Genomic DNA, 17,494 nt, shown 5'->3' on the forward strand with positions numbered 1-17,494 from the left:
CAGGACGAGCTGCTGGCAGGAGCAGACTCGCTGGACACACCGCTGCCGATGGTGATGGTCAGGGTGTTGCTGCTCACCTTGCAGTCGTTATAGGTGACGACTGCGTGGATCTTGTAGGAGGCGTTGACCATCGAGCTGTCCACCACAACGGTGATGGTGGATTTGCCCGCCGCCTGCGTGACCTCCTGCCCATTGGCGTACCAGCGCAGATGTTCGGCCTTGGCATACTTGCCGCTGAGGTTGGCCTTGAAGGTATAGGAGCTGCCCACAGCCCCCTTGCCCTCGCTGGTGATGTGGACGGACGCAGCGCCAAACACCGCCGTGACATCCAGATTCTGCTTGAAATCGGTATCGGTGCGGGTCTTGCTGGTGAGACCGTCGCTCCACTTGACGAAGACATAGCCGTCCGCCGGGACAGCCGTCACCGTGATGGACTTGCTGGGGTCGGTGACGGTATAGGTCACAGAGTTGTTGCCGGTATCGCCGCCCACGCTCAAAGTGCCGCCGCCGTTCTTGTCCACATGGTAGTGGGCCTCGAACTTCTTGCCCTCGCTGGAGCTGGTGCTCTCACTGCTGCTCGAGCTTTCGGAGCTGCTGGCGCTTTCGCTCAGGCTCCCGCTGGAGCTTGCAGCCTCCGAACTGGGCGCGGCCACTGCGGAGCTGGGGTTGGAGACATACTCCATCGTGCGGGTGGGGATGTTGTTGGTGTCCGGGCGGCGGTCATCGGTCTGACAGGCGTGGGTGCGGATATAATTCAGCACAGCTTTGAGGCCGACGCTCTTGAGGTGGATGTCGCCGCTGGTATAATAGTCCGCGATGCCGTAGCCGTCGCTGCCTTTGAGAGCCTCGGCAGAGTTAAGGAAACGGACTCCCAACTGCTCGCACATATTCAGAAGAGCCATATTGAAGTCGTCGATCTTGGACTGGTCCATGTGGGGATAGTTGGAGTGATCGACCGGGACAGGCGGCACGGTGTTCACGATGATGTCGGTATAGGGGTAGCTCTGCTGGACGGCTTGAACCAGCGCCGTATAGTGGGCGATGAAGTCCGAGACTTCCATCCCGGTGTCGTTGGTGCCGAAGGTCATGACCACCCGGCGGGGCTTCATCATGGCTACAGCCTGCGGGATGGTGTAGTGGTTCGAATCTTTCTTAAAGGTAACGATGCCCTCGTTGAGCGCCGCCTGCGTACCGATGCCCTCCTTCGCGCAGAACTGCTGCAGCGAGATGAGGCCGTTGTTGTAGAGGCGGACGGTATTGGAGTCGCCCAAGAAGAGGGTGTCGTTCAGGTAATCCGCACCGGCGTCGGCGGTCTCCGTCAGCAGGGCGGCAGAGGCGTTGTCGATCTGGTAATGGCCCGACAGGTCTTCGCCCGGAGCGGGGTCTGCCGCCGACTCAGAGACCGAGGGCGCGGGGGCGTCGCCGCCCTTTTTCAAGAGCGCGGTCGTGATGCCGAAGGTCAGCAGCACGGCCAGAACACAGAGAATGCAGACCAGAACAGCCCGCTTCTGCATGAGAGTCATATTTTCTTTTTCCGATTGCATTTTTCGACTCATAAACACGATTCCTCTCGTTCAGGAATGGGAAAGCTCGTCCACAGGGCGAAGGATCCATTCCGTCAACTCCTTGCAGTCTGTGGCCATAAAGACCGGTGCAAAGGGCGTGACCTCCTCCCTGCTGCCGTAACCATATAGCACCGCGGCGGCGTCCAGCCCGCAGTTCCTTGCGCCCTGCATATCGTCACAGCGGTCGCCGACCATCAGAACCCGCTTGCCCTGCATGACCGGCTGGTCGAGGACATGACGGATGACGTCCGTCTTGTTGTCACGGCTCTCGTCCATTGACGCGCCGCCCACGAACGAGAAGTAGGAGGAAAGCCCCTGCTCTTCCAGAATGGGCGTCACGACATGGGTGGGCTTGCAGGTGGCCGTGCAGAGGGTCAGCCCTGCGGCCTTGAGGCGGCCCAGCATCTCCACCACGCCGGGGTAAACATCCCCCTCATGGCTGCCCTTGACGGCATAACTCGTGCGGTAGCGCTCGGTGGCCTCCTCGATCTTGGCGGGGTCCGAGAAATGCTCGCCAAAGCTCTTGCGGAGGGGCGGGCCGATGTAGCGGTTCAGGTCGCTCCGGGCAACATCCACGCCCATCGCCTTAAAAACTTCTTCCAGTGTATTGAGAATGCCGGGGGCGGAATCAATGAGCGTACCGTCCACGTCAAACAGGATCGCATCGTAGTGCAGCAAGGTCAGGTTCCCCTTTCTCTTAGATAAACACTATATAGTATAGCACAGATTTCGATATTCAGCAATTCCAACAAAACACTTTTCAGACTTTTATACATATTTTTATACAGGTCCCCGCTGCACGAGCGCTCCCGACGCCGGGCATTCGCTCTGTATTTCCCGGGAACAGTAAGGCCCCTCTGCGCAGTCCGTCCTGCACAGAAGGGCCTTTTGTCCGTTTTTACTTTCTCATCTCACCTGACATCAGCTCTCGGTGGTGGTGCAGGTGTTGTTCTCCGTCGAGGGATAGTAGAGGTTGTTGGCGATAAATTCCAGCTTCTCCTTCAGCACCAGCTCAAGGTTCGCTACGGCGTGGACCATGTTGGTGGCAGAGTCGTTGACCTCCAGCAGCTTGCACAGGTCAAGCTCCTCCATGCTGAGGGCCGCCTTCATCTTCTGGGTCTCGGCACAGAGGATATGGCTCAGCGCCGACTCCTGCAGAGCGATGCTCTCCATCAGGTCGATGACTGCCTGATCGAAGGTAACGCGCGGCAGGGCGGGACAATCGCAGACAACACAGTGGGTGCAGTTGGTGGTATCAGCCATAAGAAGGACCTTCCTTTCTCTCATAGGGATAGGGCACAGTCCATCCTATGTACGGCCCCGCCCGGATGTCACTCCGGCTTTGCGGCCTTCTGCACTTTCTCAATGGTATCGCGGTAGCCGCCGGAGCCATACTGGATGCAGCGGTTGATGCGGCTGATGGTGGCGGTGCTGATCTCCACTGCCTTCACGATCTGGTCGTAGGTACTGCCGTTGAGCAGAAGCTTCGCCGCTTCCAGCCGCTGGGCCATATCGGAGATCTCCTTGACCGTGCAGAGGTCCTCAAAGAAGTTATAGCACTCCTCCCGCGTCTCCAAGCTGAGGATCGCATCGAACAATGCATCGGTGGTGGGGTTTTTTCTGGGGTTTTTATCCGCCATAGCTGCCTCCTTTGCGGCACTTCATGGATAGTAATTCAACTTTTTCATGCGATGGCAGCAGCATGGAATCACCTATTTATGCTGTTTTCCTGCTGCACGATTTTCTGCCTTGCTCTTGTGATAGAATAGAGGATCTTTCATGCTCTTGTTACGTTAGTACTTTAGCTCTTGAAAGCGCAAAAGTCATGCATTTTGATTTTCTTTGGCAAAGATTATCAGATTTCATCTGTCGTCGTGTTCAGTTTTATTCATCTCACGTTTGAACAAAAATCGTCTAAAATTTCTTATCTTCGCCGCCGCAAAAATGGAAGAGTCTCCTAACTTGCCCAAAATATATTGACAAATTATGAAATCGGGACTAAAGTATACACAATCATTCGGCAAATGCAATGAACAGGACATGACTTTTCGCATTCCCTGCGCTCAGAGAGCCGCCATCCCGGTGCAAGGCGGCAGCACAGTGCGATCAGCCCTCACCTGCGAGCAGCCTGCGTGAACCCCTTTTTGGGCAGTAGCGCGTGGCCGTTCAGCCCACGTTACAGGGCAGCGTATCGGCGGCCAAACGCCTGTACGCGCAAGCGGCTGCTCCTGAAAGCAGCAAACGAAGTGGTACCGCGGAGAACGACCGGTGTGCATACGCCGTTTGGCCTTCGTCTTCGAGGAAGATAGGATGCATCCTTGTGTTCTATCCTTCCAGTGAGGACGGAGGCTTTTTTCACCCTCCGGGCCGTTTCGCCTGCTCTGCTTTTGGGCACAGCCGCCCTGCCTGACACGTTGCCGGTTGCCGGTGTGAAAGAAAGGAAAGAGGTATAGAGAAATGAATACGCTGGTCATCGTTTTGATCGCAGCCGTGTGTCTGTTCGGCGCTTATACGCTGTACGGCCGCTGGCTGGCCAACAAATGGGGCATCGACCCCAAAGCCAAGACTCCCGCAGTCGTCCACGAGGACGGCCGTGACTATGTCCCCACCAACGGCTGGACCGTCTTTGCACATCAGTTCAGCTCCATCGCCGGTGCAGGCCCTGTCACCGGTGCCATTCAGGCCGCAGCCTTTGGCTGGCTGCCCGTCCTGCTGTGGGTGCTCATCGGCGGCATCTTCTTCGGTGCTGTCACCGACTTCGGCGCTCTGTACGCTTCCGTCAAGAACGACGGCAAGAGCATGGGTATGCTGATCGAAAAGTACATCGGTAAGACCGGCCGTAAGCTGTTCCTGCTGTTCTGCTGGCTGTTCTGCGGCATCGTCATCGCTGCCTTCGCGGACATGGTCGCCGGCACTTTCAACGCCTTCGGCGCAGACGGTGCTCTGGTCGAGGCTGCTCAGACCAACGGTGCTGCCGGTATGGTCTCTATCATGTTCATGGTCTTTGCAGTCGTCTTTGGTCTCGTCCAGAAGAAGTTCAACTTCTCCGGCTGGAAGGAGAGCGTCATCAGCATCGTCTTCATCGTGCTTTCCTTCGTCATCGGTGCAAACCTGCCGATCATTCTGGGCAAGGCTGCATGGAGCTATATCACCTTCGTCTACATCTTCTTTGCCGCAGTCCTGCCCATGTGGCTGCTGAAGCAGCCCCGTGACCACATGACCACCTTTATGTTCGTGGCCATGATCATCGGCGCTGTGGTCGGCCTGCTGGTCGCCCACCCCACCATGAATCTGCCCGTCTTCACCGGTTTCACCAACGAGAAGCTGGGCACGATGTTCCCCATTCTGTTCGTCACCGTGGCCTGCGGTGCTGTTTCCGGTTTCCACAGCCTTGTTTCCTCCGGCACTTCCTCCAAGACCGTCGAAAACGAAAAGGATATGCTGAAGGTCGGCTACGGCGCAATGGTTCTGGAGAGCCTGCTGGCTGTTCTGGCTCTGTGCGTCGCCGGTGCTGCAGCAGCTGCTGACGGCACTCCCGCTGCCGGTACTCCGTTCCAGATCTTCAGCCGTGGCGTTGCCGGTTTCTTTGAGATGTTCGGCGTCCCCGCTTATGCTGCTACCGTCTTTATGACCATGTGCGTTTCCGCACTGGCCCTGACCAGCCTTGACGCCGTGGCCCGCATCGGCCGCATGAGCTTTCAGGAGCTGTTCAGCGTCGATGATATGGAGCACGCTGAGGGCTGGCGCAAGCTGCTGTGCAACGTCTACTTCTCTACCTTCATCACTCTGGTGTTCGGCTTCATCCTGACCAAGATCGGCTACGCCAACATCTGGCCCCTGTTTGGTTCTGCAAACCAGCTGTTGAGCGCTCTGGTCCTCGCCACCCTGTGCGTCTTCCTGAAGGTCACTGGCCGCAACAACAAGATGCTCTTCCCCCCGCTGGTCATTATGCTCTGCGTCACCTTCACTGCTCTGGTGCAGCGCCTCATCGCTATGGTCAAGGCCATCAGCAATGCTGCTTCTGTCGCCATCCCTGCCGGTGAGACCACTTGGGGCGCTGTGTTCATCGCCAACGGCCTGCAGCTCATCCTTGCTGTTCTGCTGATCGTTCTGGGCCTGAACATCGTGTTCCACTCCGCCTCCGCCTACAAGAAGGCGGAGCACAACAGCGAGGTCAACGTCTGATTTTACTGACCGCTGTTGACTGAATAAGCGCAAAACGCCGCTGACGGTTCTGAAGCCGTCAGCGGCGTTTTTGTTCTGTTCCGGTTACAACATCTTCACCATGATGATCTCATCCCGGTAGGTGCCGTCCTTCAGCTTAAAGGCCCGGGGCTGGATGCCATAGCGCTCAAATTCTTTCAGATATGTGCTCGCTCCCATTCCTGCAGAACAGCCAATTGCAGCTCGGTATGGAACCAGTGCTCTCCCTCTTCCATCACGGTCAGTGTTGCGCTGCTCTTATCGCAAAACGCTTCGATGACTGGGCGGCTGGTCAAATTGTCCTTACCGCCATAGAGCACCTGTGTCGGCACCTTCCAGCAGATGGGATGCTCCTTCACCCAGCAAAGATAGGGCCATGAAAGCGTCTCGCCGAAGGTGGTCGGAATCTCTCCTTTCGCTTCCAGCTGTGCCCCTGTGACATCCGCCCACTGCATCATATGGGTGATGAGGTCTTCCATGTCCACCACAGGTGAGACCAGCAGAGCCTTTTCCAGCGGCATTCTCTGCAATGCCTGCATAGACAGCCATGCACCGATGCTGGTAGCGCGAAGCGAGACCTCCGGCCAGCGTGCGGCGGCATATCGGTAAACGGCCTGAAGCTCTGGCACGGCGACCCATGGCAGGAGCTTTTCCGTTCTCCCCTTCCGCTGGCCGTGCTCGGGCAGGTCGATAGCCAGCACCTGATACCCTGCCGGGCAGGCATGCTCTGCAAAATCCAGCGCTTCCTCTTTACAGCCCATCTTTCCATGGACATACAGATAAAGCCTTTCGGACGGCTCACCGACGAGAAGTGCCGGGATGCCCGCAATTTCAAATTCAAGTTTCTTCATAGGAGTGCTCCTTTGTCAGGCCGCGCTCTCCTTCTGGAAAGACGCGGATTCATTCAAATTCATTTCGGTCGTCCTCCTTTCTTTCATAGCTTCTTTAGCATAACATATCCTGGGTCCGAATGCAAACAAAAAGAGCCGCAGCGCCCTGTTACAGGCACTGCGGCTCTCGTTTACTTCAGCAGTAGAAGCTGGCTTACTTCACCATGCTTGCGACTTCAGCAGCGAAGTCGTCAGAACGCTTCTCCAGGCCCTCGCCCTTGACGAAGTGGGTGAATTTGATGACCTTGATGTCGCCGCCCAGATCCTTCGAGACCTTGGCAGTGTACTGACCAACGGTCATGTCGCCGTCCTTGACGAACTCCTGATCGACCAGGCAGTTCTCCTTGAAGTACTTCTTGATCTTGCCCTCGATCATCTTCTGCTTGACAGCGTCGGGCTTGTTGGCGTTCTTGGGGTCGTTAGCCATCTGAGCGAGGAGGATCTCCTTCTCCTTGGCGACGACCTCAGCGGGGACAGCAGCCTCATCGACGTAGCTGGGGTTGGCAGCTGCGACCTGCATGGCAACATCCTTGCCGTATGCAGCGAACTCGTCCTTAGCCTCGATGCCGTTGGTGGTCTCGAAGTTGACCAAGATGCCGTGGGTGCCGCCGCCGTGGACGTATGCAGAGCAGACGCCCTCGTAACGGACGAAACGGCGGACCTTGATGTTCTCCTTGATGACCAGGATGAGGTTCTTCAGAGCCTCATCGACGGTCTCGCCGCTCTCGGTCTTGCATGCCATCAGAGCCTCGACATCAGCGGGGTTCTGCTTCATGATGACCTTAGTGGCCTCCTTGACGAAGGCAACGAACTTGTCGTTCTTGGCGACGAAGTCGGTCTCGGCGTTGACCTCGATGACGACGCCGACCTTGCACTCGGGGCAGTAATCAGCGTAGACCATGCCCTCGGCAGCCACGCGGCTTGCCTTCTTGGCGGCGGTAGCCAGACCACGCTCACGCAGGATCTCGACAGCCTTCTCGAAGTTGCCGTCAGCCTCGGTCAGAGCCTTCTTGCACTCCATCATGCCGCAGTCGGTCTGCTTGCGCAGTTCCATAACGTCCTTTGCAGTAATAGCCATTTTAGTATTCTCCCTTACACATTATTGATTGGTTTGTGAGAATCGGGAAAATCAGGCGTTTGCTGCGTCCTCAGCGGGAGCGGCCTCCTGATTGCCCTGCTTGCCTTCCAGCACAGCGTCAGCCATAGCGCCAGCGATCAGCTTGACAGCGCGGATAGCGTCGTCGTTGCCGGGGATGACGTAATCGATCTCGTCGGGGTTGCAGTTGGTATCAACGATAGCAACGATGGGGATGTTCAGCTTGCGGGCCTCAGCAACAGCGATGCGCTCCTTGTGAGGATCGACGATGAACATAGCCTTGGGCAGGGTCTTCATGTTCTTGACGCCGCCGAGGTACTTGTCCAGCTTCTCCATCTCCAGCTCCAGCTTAGCCACTTCCTTCTTGGGCAGCAGCTCGAAGGTGCCGTTGTCCTTCATGTTCTGCAGCTGAGCCATGCGGTCGATGCGCTTACGGATGGTGCGGAAGTTGGTCAGCATACCGCCCAGCCAGCGAGCGTTGACATAGTGCATACCGCAGCGCAGAGCCTCGTCACGGATGGACTCCTGAGCCTGCTTCTTGGTGCCGACGAACAGGATGTCGCCGCCCTCAGCTGCAACTTCCTTCACGTAGTTGTAAGCCTCGTCCAGCTTCTTGACGGTCTTCTGCAGGTCGATGATATAGATGCCGTTGCGCTCGGTGAAGATATACTTCGCCATCTTGGGGTTCCAGCGGCGGGTCTGGTGACCAAAGTGAACGCCTGCCTCGAGAAGCTGCTTCATAGAAACGACTGCCATAGTAAAATTACCTCCAAAATTTGTTTTGCCTCCGCACACCGTGATCTGCCGCCGTATCGGACGGCGGCGGACTGCCCTCCACTCCTAAGAGCACAAAAGGGCATAGTGATGCGTGTGTAATGCTAAGTAATAATAGCACAAACGAAGCGCTGTTGCAAGGGGTTTTCGTGCTTTTTTCTAAAATGGAACGCACTTTTTCGTCACTCTGCGTCCTTGGCCAGCTCCTCAAGACCCATCCGGCCGAGTGCATACCCCTTGCCGAACATGAGGTCATACTGAAGGAGCCAGTGCTCGTCGCTCCATTTCTGCTGCAAGGGCGTCAGCTCGTTCGAGGTCGTGCCGTCCTTTTCCATGATGGTGCCCCGGGTGTTGGCCCGGTAGGCGGCGCGGAGCTGGCGGCCAAGGAACTGGAAGTAGAGAGGCTGACGCAGGCCGAACAGCTCCATCATCACCGGCGAGATGTCGTAGGCGGCGATGGTGCCGAGATCGACCGCGCGGTCGGAGTAGTTCGACCACATCAGCAGCGTCGTCTGGTGGAGACGGGGATCGGCGCTGGAATCGCTGGCATAGCCGCTGCGAGTGTAGATATCGTAGTTAGAGTCGATGGGGTTGTAGTGGTCGCCCCAGAACACCAGAATGACTGGCTCGTCCACCTGCGAGAAGTACTCCGTCAGTTTTCCCAGCATGGCGTCGGCGTCCCGGATGCCGGTGGCGAAGTCTTCCAGCGCACCCACGGTGCTGGCCTTGAGGCCCGCCGGGGCTTCCGTGACCTTCACCCGCTGGTCGTCGGGGTAGTTGTCCTTATTATAATTGGTATGGTTCTGCATGGTGACGGCGTGGAGGAAGACCGGCGCGTCAGACTTCTCCTTCATCGTCTCGTACTGGCCGATGATCTGGTCGGCCATCGAGTCGTCGGTGACGAGGCCCGTCGTCCAGTAGTGGCGGCGCACCTTCTCGACGCCGTGCATCTTCTCAAGGCTGATGAAATCGTCCAGCCCGAGGTTGGGGTAGGCCGTATCGCGGCTCCAATATCTGGCCCAGAAGCAGTGCACTGCCGCCGTCTGGTAGCCCTGCGTCTTGAGGTAGCTGGGCAGGGCGAACATGGGCTTTGTCACATGCTGCTGGTAGGGCTTGCTGCCGTTCGGCAGATAGGACACCGAGTAGCCGGTCAGAGCCTCGAACTCCACGTCACAGGTGCCGCCGCCGAAGCTGGGGCTGTAGACCCGGCCATAGGCGCTGTTCTGCTGGAGCGCGTGGAGGTTGGCCGAGACGTCGGTGTCGAACTGGAAGCCATACTGTTCCAGCTCCGAGACGTCCCAGTAGGACTCATCCATCACATAGATAATGGTGGGCTGCTCCACCCGCTCCTCTGCCGGGGTCTGGGCGGCGTAGGAGTCGGGGTAGGCCGGGCTGGTGGTATACTTCTCCCCTGCCTCCACGTCGTCGAGGATGGCGTCGATGGCTTCTTCCGAGTAGCTTTCGGGCTTGTCGATCTCCAGATTCGTCAGGTTGGTGAGGAAGCTGGTGACAACGCCATAGTAGCGGTAGTAGCGGTCCTGCATCCATGCGTCGGGCAAGATGCCCAGAGCCTGCGTAACGGCAGGCTGCAAAAACACGCCGAAGACGAGGGCGCAGACTGCCGCCGTGCTGGCCGCAAAGCCCGCCAGCCGCCGTACCCACGGCAGCTTCTGCCGTCCCCGGTAGAGGAAGAAGGAGCCGACCGTCAGCGCCAGCACCAGAACAGCGGAGAGGATCATGCTGGTCTGGACATGGATGCCTGCAGCGGAGGCCACACCTGCCGCCTCGGACACCTGTGCCAAGTCCCACGGAAGGAACGGCTCACCCCGCAGCTGAAGGGTGTAGAAATCCACCGTAGCGGGCAGACAGCCCAGCAGGGCTGACAGCAGCGTTGCCAGCGGAGCAAAGCGGGTAAGCCAGTCCAGCGCCAGCCAGACAAGGAAGAGCAGCCCCCACGCCAGAAGATAGGCCTCCGCATGGGGGAAGATGTACTGCAAAAAGGTGTCTGCATTCAGAGTGCCCCGGGCGATCCACTCGGTCAGCACCAGAAACAGGAGGGTGGCTGCGGGCGGAAAGAGAAGCCGCGCCCCGTGCAGCCAGACGGGCGCCGCCTTGGAATGGTGTTTCATAAAGAAGTTCCTTTCACTTCTGCGGTTTTTCTAGTCATTTATGGGCAGCAAGTTCTGTCCGGTTTTCTATTATAATCCTCCTTCCTCCAAAATCCAGTCCCGACAGACAAAAAACAGTTGAAAAACTTTCATCCGTTCAGCCATTGACGTAATTTGTCCAGCAGTCCTCCGCGGGAGGGTGGTGCCGCCGGGATGTCGGTCCGCACAAGGATGGCGTCCAACCCGATGCGCTCGATGTCCGCCCATGGGATGGTCAGCGTCTCATCCCGTCCCAGAAGCCCGAACAGCCGGGGGCGTCCCAGCAAAAGCAGGCTCTCGATGCGGGCCGAAGCCTCGTCCAGTTCCAGATCATCCACCCGGCCAAGGCAGGCCCCATCCTTCAGCTGGACGACCTCCTTGGTGCAAAGTTCCCGAAAGGTCATAGATCCCCCGCCCCCCTTTTCCCTTCATCCTATGCCGGAGCGGAGATCAGAATGCAAAAGGGCTGGAAAAACCTGCCCCGGATGTGCTATACTGGGCACAGTGAATTTCAACTTTTTAAGAGGGATAACGGATGTATAAAAATATCGTATTCGATTTCGGCGGCGTCATGGTGGATTTCGACCCTTACGAGTATCTGGTCGATCTGTTCGGGAACCACGAGGTGGAGGACGAAGTCTTTGCCCTGACCTTCGGCAGTGAGGAATGGCAGCTGCTGGATGCCGGCAGGATCACCCGCGGCGAAGCGAACCTCCGGATGCTCGACCGGGCCAAAAAGGCAGGCCGCGCCTTTGAGGTACAGGGCGTTCTGGACGACTGGATGCATATCCTCCGCCCCCGCCGCCGGATGCAGACCCTTGTCGAGCAGCTCAAGCAGCATGGCTACTGCGTCTACTACCTGAGCAACATTCCCGAGGATGTGCTTGCCCTGCTGATGGAGCGGGACTTCAAGGGTCTCTTCGACGGCGGCGTAGCCTCCTGCGAGGTGAAGATCAACAAGCCCGACCCCCGCATCTATCAGGCGCTGCTGGACAAATACCAGCTGAAAGCCGACGAGTGTATCTTCATCGATGACCGTGCCGATAACATCAAGGCTGCCAGCCTTCTGGGCCTCGGCACCTACCAGATGCACAGTGTAGGCAGCCTGCTGCGCAGCCTTCCCACCTTCGGCGTCACCATCCACTGACAGCAAAAGACCTCTGCCCGACGGCTTTGCCGGGCAGAGGTCTTTTTTATGCGCAGAGGTTACTTTTTCTCGTAGCTCTGGCAATAGTGCGGGATGTCCACCTGCTGCGAAGAGCAGGTGCAGCGCTCCGTCACCGTGATCTGCGGCAGATCACATTTGCAGCTTTCCACGTTGTGACGGCACTCGCAGACATCACAGCGAACACCTGTGTTTTCCATTTGTTCATCACCTCTTTGTCCCTAGGTTGCCCCAAGGACAAAGCGTTATGCAGGATGTATCGGTGTTATTTTTTACCAGTTGGCCAGATCAGCGCCCAGCTTGCGGCATGCAGCCTGCGTGTCGTCGTCAGGAGTCTCATTGCAGATGAGGCCCTCTTCGCTGAACAGCTGTGCGCCGTCCTCCTTGACGCGCTCACACCAATCGCGCATCCACTGGCCGTCGCCCCAGCCGTAGGAGCCGAACAGAGCCACCTTCTTGCCGTTCAGAGAGCCCTCGAGGCCTGCGAACATCGGCTCGAACTCGCTCTCCTCCAGCTGCTCTGCGCCCATTGCCGGGCAGCCGAATGCCACCACGTCATACTCGCCCAGCTTTGCTGCGTCCATCTCGGCACAGGGCACGATGGCGGCGGCAGTGCCTGCACCCTCAGCGATGCAGTTTGCCATAGTCTCGGTATTGCCCGTTGCGCTCCAGAATACGATTGCTACTTTGCTCATAATGTTCAGCCTCACTTTTGCTTTATTAGGTTAGCTATTTCTAACTTTCTGTCCTGTAAAAATGCGTCAGATGCAGGTTCAGACGCACTTCACAGGTTAGGTTTCTCTAACCATTCATAGAGTACCACAGCAGCCCCGCTTTGTCAAGCGGTCGAGCGTGCTAACTTTTTTGGTTCTTTACGCTGCCCTCATCAGCCGGAATGCCACCGTCAGCACGCCGAGGATGACCGGCTGGTGGAGCAGGTAGAGCACCAGCGAGTGACGCCCCATCCAGCCCAGCGGCGGGCAGACTGACCGGCGCAGAGGCTCCATCCCCGCACGGCCCACCAGCTGATGGAGAAAGTACCCCACCCAGAACAAAAACAGCCACGGCAGCAGCGGGAAATAGTCGGTGGAGAAAAAGTCCTTCGGCATGAAGCCGAGATAGGCTGTCAGACCATTGGCATAGAGGGCCTGCGGCAGAGCCAGCCGCCCGCCGGGCAGGTTCCAGAAGCCTCTCATCGTGGGATATGTCACCCAGAAGAGCGCTGCGCTGACCACCACACCCACAGCGGGCGGGATGCGGCGCAGCAGGCCGTCCAGCACTGCCGTGAGGAGCATCGCCGAACCCAGCAGCGTCAGCACACCGAACCACACCACGTCCTCCGGCAGGAAGAGCAGCGTGACCGCCGTGACCATCGCACCAGCCCCGAATACGACAGCTCCCCGCCGGAACGGATGATGCCCCAGCGGCAGGCAGAAGCCCGAAAGCAGGATGAAGACCCAGCAGATGCTCTGCTGCCACAGAAAGCCCGGACGCCCGATGTACCACTTCTGCGGGATGCCAAAGAGAAAGACCACATCCCACATCCCGTGATAGAGCATCATGCTGATGAGGTCAAGCCCCCGCAGCTCGTCCAGCAGACGATAGCGGAGCGATTGTTGCTGTTCCATATTTTTTATCCTTCCCTCTTCCCCAAGTCGAGATAGAGAGAGTATAACACAGCCGGAAAATAAATGCAAAAAGCCGCCCCGGCGGCAGCTGTAAACTGCACGCCGGGGCGGCGTATCACAATGACTGGAGTACCCTTGCTCAGACTTCGGTGTTGAAGTAGCGCTTCAGCAGGCCCTCGAAGCCGCGGCCGTGACGGGCCTCATCCTTTGCCATCTCGTGGACGGTGTCGTGGATGGCGTCGAGGTTCAGAGCCTTAGCCTTCTTGGCGAGGTCCATCTTGCCGGAGCAGGCACCGCACTCGGCCTCTGCACGCATCATCAGGTTCTTCTTGGTGCTGTCGGTGACGACCTCACCCAGCAGCTCGGCGAAACGGGAAGCGTGATCGGCCTCCTCGTAGGCGTAGCGCTTGTATGCCTCAGCGATCTCGGGATAGCCCTCACGCTCAGCCACACGAGCCATTGCCAGATACATGCCGACCTCGCTGCACTCGCCCTCGAAGTTGGCGCGCAGGCCATCGACGATCTCCTGAGGAACGCCCTCAGCCTTGCCGATGCCCACGACGTGCTCGGTGACGTAGGTGTTGCCGGTCTTCTCGACGAAAGCGGAAGCGGGAGCCTTGCAGACAGGGCACTGCTCGGGGATGCTGCCCTCAGCGATGTAACCACAGACGGTGCAAACGTACTTCTTCATAAGATTTATCCTCCATTTTTGTTTGTTGTTATTGGGTGGCCTGCTCTGGTACAGCAGGCCTTGTTTCTGAGTCTATTATAGCGAATAATTCCTAGTTAGTCAAGGCTGATTCTAAGAATTATTCTTAGTTAATAAAAGTCTCACACTTTGTCCAAAAAACGAACATAAAAGATGTCACTTCTGCCGAAGAAGGGCTTTTTCTGCCTGCCTCAGACCTGCAGGTTGCCGCTGGAAGGAGCGTCGGCACCGTCGGCAGAGTCGAACTCGTAGTCATTGCCGGGGAGGATGGCGTTGAGCAGGATGCCCACGATGGCGGCGATGGCCAGACCGGACAGGTTGACCGACACACCAGCGACCGCGAAGGTCAGGCCGCCCACCGAGTTGAAGCCCAGCGCAGACACCAGAATGACAGCGGCGATGATGAGGTTTCGGCTGTTGGTGAAGTCCACCCGGTTCTCGACCACATTGCGGACACCGATGGCGGAGATCATGCCGTAGAGCACGAAGCTGATGCCGCCGATGATGCCGGTGGGGATGGTGTTGATGACGGCCTCAAACTTGGGGCTGAAGCTCAGGATGATGGCCAGCACAGCGGCAATGCGGATGACGAGGGGGTCGTAGATCTTGCTCAGAGCCAGAACGCCGGTGTTCTCACCGTAGGTGGTGTTGGCCGGGCCGCCCAGCAGGCCAGCCAGCGCGGTGGCGAGGCCGTCGCCCATCAGGGTACGGTTCAGACCGGGGTCATTGATGTAGTTGTGGCCGACGGTAGCACTGATGGCTGCAATGTCGCCGACGTGCTCCATCATGGTCGCAAGGGCGATGGGGATGATGGTGAAGAGGGCGCTGATGAACTCGGGGCTGCCGTCGATGGCGAAGAGGCCCATTGCCTCCTTGTGGAGGGGGATGCCGAACCATGCAGCGGAGGCGATGCGCTCAAAATCCACTGCACCGGTCACGAGGGCCACCGCGTAGGAGACCAGCACGCCGATGAGGATGGGCAGGATCTTGACCATGCCCTTGCCCCAGATGTTGCAGACGATGACCGTGCCCAGTGCCACGAAGGCCAGCAGCCAGTTTGCCTGACAGTTGTTGATGGCCGAGGGGGCCAGGATCAGGCCGATGGCGATGATGATGGGGCCAGTGACCACCGGCGGGAAGAAGCGCATGATGCGCCGGATGCCGAAGGTGGAGATGAGCAGACTGACGACCAGATAGACCAGACCCGAGAACGCCACGCCTGCGCAGGCATAGGGCAGCATCTGGGTGTTGGCAACGGTCAGGTTGCCGTCGGCGTCGGCCAGCATGGGGGCCACGATGGAGAAGCCGCCCAGATACGCGAAGGACGAGCCGAGGAAGGCCGGGACCTTGCGCTTGGTGATGAAGTGGAACAGCAGGGTGCCCAGACCTGCGCAGAGCAGGGTGGTGGAGACGCTCAGACCGGTGAGCAGGGGCACCAGAACGGTGGCGCCGAACATGGCGAACATATGCTGGATGCCAAGGATGAGCATCCGGCCCCCGCCCAGCTGGCGGGCATCATAAATGCCCTTGGAATAATCGATATTCTGACTCATGATTTCCTCCTTCTACTTGCAGGCCCAAAAAAAGAGGCACTACCGCAGGAAAGCGGCAATGCCTCAGATCTCGGGACGAAATCGGAAACGGAAGATACAACCGACGCATACAAAAGACAGACTCTTTTTCCGCATCCTGCTCTCCCCCTTCCTCTCATTCTTCGGCATAGTATAGCATAAACGCCGGACACTGACAACCTTTTTCCTGTATTTTGCGGTGATTTTCTGTCAGCTGCGGGCTGACGGCCTTGAAATATGCCGCATTCCACACTATAATATAACCTATTGCCGCAGTTGGTCGCAGGGCCGGCGGCGGCAGCCGAAACAACAACAGCCATACTATTATAAAAGGACGCTTATGATATATCTCGACTACTCCGCCAACACCCCCGCCTCCCCCGGGGTGCTGGAGCGCTTTTGTGAAGTGGAGCGCAGCTGCCCCGGCAATGCGAATTCCCGCCATCAGGCCGGGCGGGAGGCCAAGCTGGTCATCGACCACGCCACCCAGAACATCGCGGGGCTTTTGGGCGCACAGCCCGCAGAGGTCATCTACACCTCCGGGGCCAGCGAGGCCAACAACTTCGCCCTCAAGGGTCTGGCGAAGCTCTCCCGCCATGCGGGCAGGCACATCATCTCTACCCCGCTGGAGCACTCGTCCGTCAGCGGCACCCTGACCGCATTGCAGGAGCAGGGCTATGAGATCGATCTGGTGGACATCCGGCGGGACGGGACCATCGACCTCGGGCATCTGAAAGAGCTTCTCCGTCCCGACACCATCGCGGTGGCGATGACATTGGTGGACAGTGAGCTGGGCGTCGTGCAGCCCGTAAAAGAAATTTCAGAACTCTTGCAGGCATGGCCCAACTGTCACTTACACGTAGATGTCACACAGGCCGTGGGCAAGATCCCCGTCTCCTTTGAGGGGGTGGACACCATGAGCCTGACGGCCCATAAGTTCTACGGTCTGAACGGCATCGGCCTACTGCTCAAACGGCGAAAGCTTGCCCTCTCGCCGCTCATCCACGGCGGCGAGAGCACCACTATCTACCGCAGCGGCACGCCTGCCGTGGCCTTGGCGGCCTCGATGGAAACGGCGCTGGAAGCCGCCGTTGGGGAGCTGCCCGCGCGTACCGCCCGGGTAAAGGAAGCGAATGCCTTCCTCCGCGACGCCTTCAGCAAGTACCCGAAGGTGCACATCAACAGCCCGGAGAACGCGATCCCCCACATCTTGAATCTGAGCGTCGAGAATGTCAAGGGCACCGTATTTCAGCGGGAGCTGGACGCCGAGGGCGTCTGCGTGTCGGTCAAATCGGCCTGCTCGTCGGACGGTCTGCCCTCCCGGGCTGTGTTCGCCGTCAGCCGCGACCGGCGGAACGCCCTCTCCTCGTGGCGCATCAGCCTGAGCCACTTGACCACGCAGGAGGAACTGAACGGCTTTCTCCACGCTTTCGACGCCTGCTATACCCGGCTGACCCGGCCGCAATAACGGAAAGGACAGAGACCCATGAAACGCGAAATGGAACCCTACCAGCTCATCGAGCGAAGCATCATCAAAAAATACCGCAAGGAGCTGTGGACCCCCTTCATTGTGGCGGTCAAACGCTACGAGCTCATCAAGGCCGGGGACAAGATCGCCGTCTGCATCTCAGGCGGCAAGGACTCGATGCTGATGGCAAAGCTCATGCAGGAGCTGCAGCGCCACAGCGATGGGCCCTTTGAACTGGTCTTTCTCGTGATGGACCCCGGCTACAACGAGATCAACCG

17 protein-coding genes and 1 pseudogene are annotated in these 17,494 nt (G+C 58.3%); 4 read left to right on the plus strand and 14 right to left on the minus strand.

Going from position 1 to position 17,494, the window contains the following annotated elements:
- The 4 genes from ACT8X9_RS09060 to ACT8X9_RS09075 form a co-directional block, all read right to left on the minus strand.
- Positions 1-1,523: SGNH/GDSL hydrolase family protein (locus ACT8X9_RS09060; protein ID WP_444268770.1), on the minus strand; the 1,523-nt coding region annotated here is incomplete at its 3' end.
- A gap of 51 nt (positions 1,524-1,574) precedes the next feature.
- Complete coding sequence (locus tag ACT8X9_RS09065; protein ID WP_444268771.1) at positions 1,575-2,243, minus strand: HAD hydrolase-like protein; 669 nt, start codon at positions 2,241-2,243, stop codon at positions 1,575-1,577.
- Between the two features lie 243 nt (positions 2,244-2,486).
- A complete protein-coding gene (locus ACT8X9_RS09070; RefSeq protein WP_444268772.1) occupies positions 2,487-2,828 on the minus strand; it encodes a hypothetical protein in 342 nt (113 codons plus the stop codon).
- Between the two features lie 68 nt (positions 2,829-2,896).
- Positions 2,897-3,205, minus strand: coding sequence for a YerC/YecD family TrpR-related protein (locus ACT8X9_RS09075; protein WP_249234600.1), 309 nt, complete (start codon positions 3,203-3,205; stop codon positions 2,897-2,899).
- Between the two features lie 817 nt (positions 3,206-4,022).
- On the opposite strand from ACT8X9_RS09075, the gene ACT8X9_RS09080 reads away from it, so the two are divergent.
- Complete coding sequence (locus ACT8X9_RS09080; protein ID WP_444268773.1) at positions 4,023-5,750, plus strand: carbon starvation CstA family protein; 1,728 nt, start codon at positions 4,023-4,025, stop codon at positions 5,748-5,750.
- Between the two features lie 176 nt (positions 5,751-5,926).
- Here ACT8X9_RS09080 and ACT8X9_RS09085 read toward each other — a convergent pair whose 3' ends face one another.
- From ACT8X9_RS09085 to ACT8X9_RS09105, 5 genes are all read right to left on the minus strand, one after another.
- The gene (locus tag ACT8X9_RS09085) at positions 5,927-6,619 is read right to left on the minus strand and encodes an alpha/beta hydrolase (protein ID WP_444268774.1); all 693 of its coding nucleotides are present in this window, start codon (positions 6,617-6,619) and stop codon (positions 5,927-5,929) included.
- Positions 6,620-6,812: 193 nt separating this feature from the next.
- Positions 6,813-7,736, minus strand: a complete 924-nt coding sequence (tsf, locus tag ACT8X9_RS09090) for a translation elongation factor Ts (protein WP_444268775.1) — start codon at positions 7,734-7,736, stop codon at positions 6,813-6,815.
- A gap of 51 nt (positions 7,737-7,787) precedes the next feature.
- Positions 7,788-8,510 (minus strand): 30S ribosomal protein S2, encoded by a 723-nt coding sequence (gene rpsB / locus ACT8X9_RS09095; RefSeq protein WP_015563994.1) that lies wholly within the window; start codon positions 8,508-8,510, stop codon positions 7,788-7,790.
- Positions 8,511-8,710: 200 nt separating this feature from the next.
- On the minus strand, positions 8,711-10,657 hold the full coding sequence (locus ACT8X9_RS09100) for an LTA synthase family protein (protein WP_444268776.1): 1,947 nt from the start codon (positions 10,655-10,657) through the stop codon (positions 8,711-8,713).
- 128 nt (positions 10,658-10,785) lie between these two features.
- Positions 10,786-11,079 carry a PRC-barrel domain-containing protein gene (locus tag ACT8X9_RS09105; protein ID WP_227619959.1) on the minus strand — a complete coding sequence of 98 codons (294 nt, stop codon included), beginning with the start codon at positions 11,077-11,079 and terminating at the stop codon, positions 10,786-10,788.
- Positions 11,080-11,210: 131 nt separating this feature from the next.
- On the opposite strand from ACT8X9_RS09105, the gene ACT8X9_RS09110 reads away from it, so the two are divergent.
- A complete protein-coding gene (locus ACT8X9_RS09110; protein WP_227619960.1) occupies positions 11,211-11,822 on the plus strand; it encodes an HAD family hydrolase in 612 nt (203 codons plus the stop codon).
- 59 nt (positions 11,823-11,881) lie between these two features.
- On the opposite strand, the gene ACT8X9_RS09115 is transcribed toward ACT8X9_RS09110, so the two are convergent.
- From ACT8X9_RS09115 to ACT8X9_RS09135, 5 genes are all read right to left on the minus strand, one after another.
- A complete protein-coding gene (locus tag ACT8X9_RS09115) occupies positions 11,882-12,040 on the minus strand; it encodes a DUF1540 domain-containing protein (protein WP_227619961.1) in 159 nt (52 codons plus the stop codon).
- A 72-nt stretch (positions 12,041-12,112) separates the two neighbouring features.
- Positions 12,113-12,535, minus strand: coding sequence for a flavodoxin (locus tag ACT8X9_RS09120; protein ID WP_444268777.1), 423 nt, complete (start codon positions 12,533-12,535; stop codon positions 12,113-12,115).
- Positions 12,536-12,712: 177 nt separating this feature from the next.
- Positions 12,713-13,468 (minus strand): heparan-alpha-glucosaminide N-acetyltransferase, encoded by a 756-nt coding sequence (locus tag ACT8X9_RS09125; RefSeq protein ID WP_444268778.1) that lies wholly within the window; start codon positions 13,466-13,468, stop codon positions 12,713-12,715.
- Positions 13,469-13,607: 139 nt separating this feature from the next.
- A complete protein-coding gene (locus ACT8X9_RS09130) occupies positions 13,608-14,159 on the minus strand; it encodes a ferritin family protein (protein ID WP_227619964.1) in 552 nt (183 codons plus the stop codon).
- A gap of 209 nt (positions 14,160-14,368) precedes the next feature.
- Positions 14,369-15,730 carry a uracil-xanthine permease family protein gene (locus ACT8X9_RS09135; RefSeq protein WP_227619965.1) on the minus strand — a complete coding sequence of 454 codons (1,362 nt, stop codon included), beginning with the start codon at positions 15,728-15,730 and terminating at the stop codon, positions 14,369-14,371.
- Between the two features lie 358 nt (positions 15,731-16,088).
- Between ACT8X9_RS09135 and ACT8X9_RS09140 the strand changes: the two genes are divergently transcribed.
- Positions 16,089-17,216 (plus strand): cysteine desulfurase family protein, encoded by a 1,128-nt coding sequence (locus ACT8X9_RS09140; protein ID WP_444268779.1) that lies wholly within the window; start codon positions 16,089-16,091, stop codon positions 17,214-17,216.
- Between the two features lie 18 nt (positions 17,217-17,234).
- A pseudogene (locus tag ACT8X9_RS09145) lies at positions 17,235-17,494 on the plus strand (tRNA 2-thiocytidine biosynthesis protein TtcA); the annotation flags it as partial.

Origin of the sequence: Faecalibacterium sp., assembly GCF_052358865.1 — a bacterium.
Lineage (GTDB): Bacteria > Bacillota > Clostridia > Oscillospirales > Ruminococcaceae > Faecalibacterium > Faecalibacterium butyricigenerans.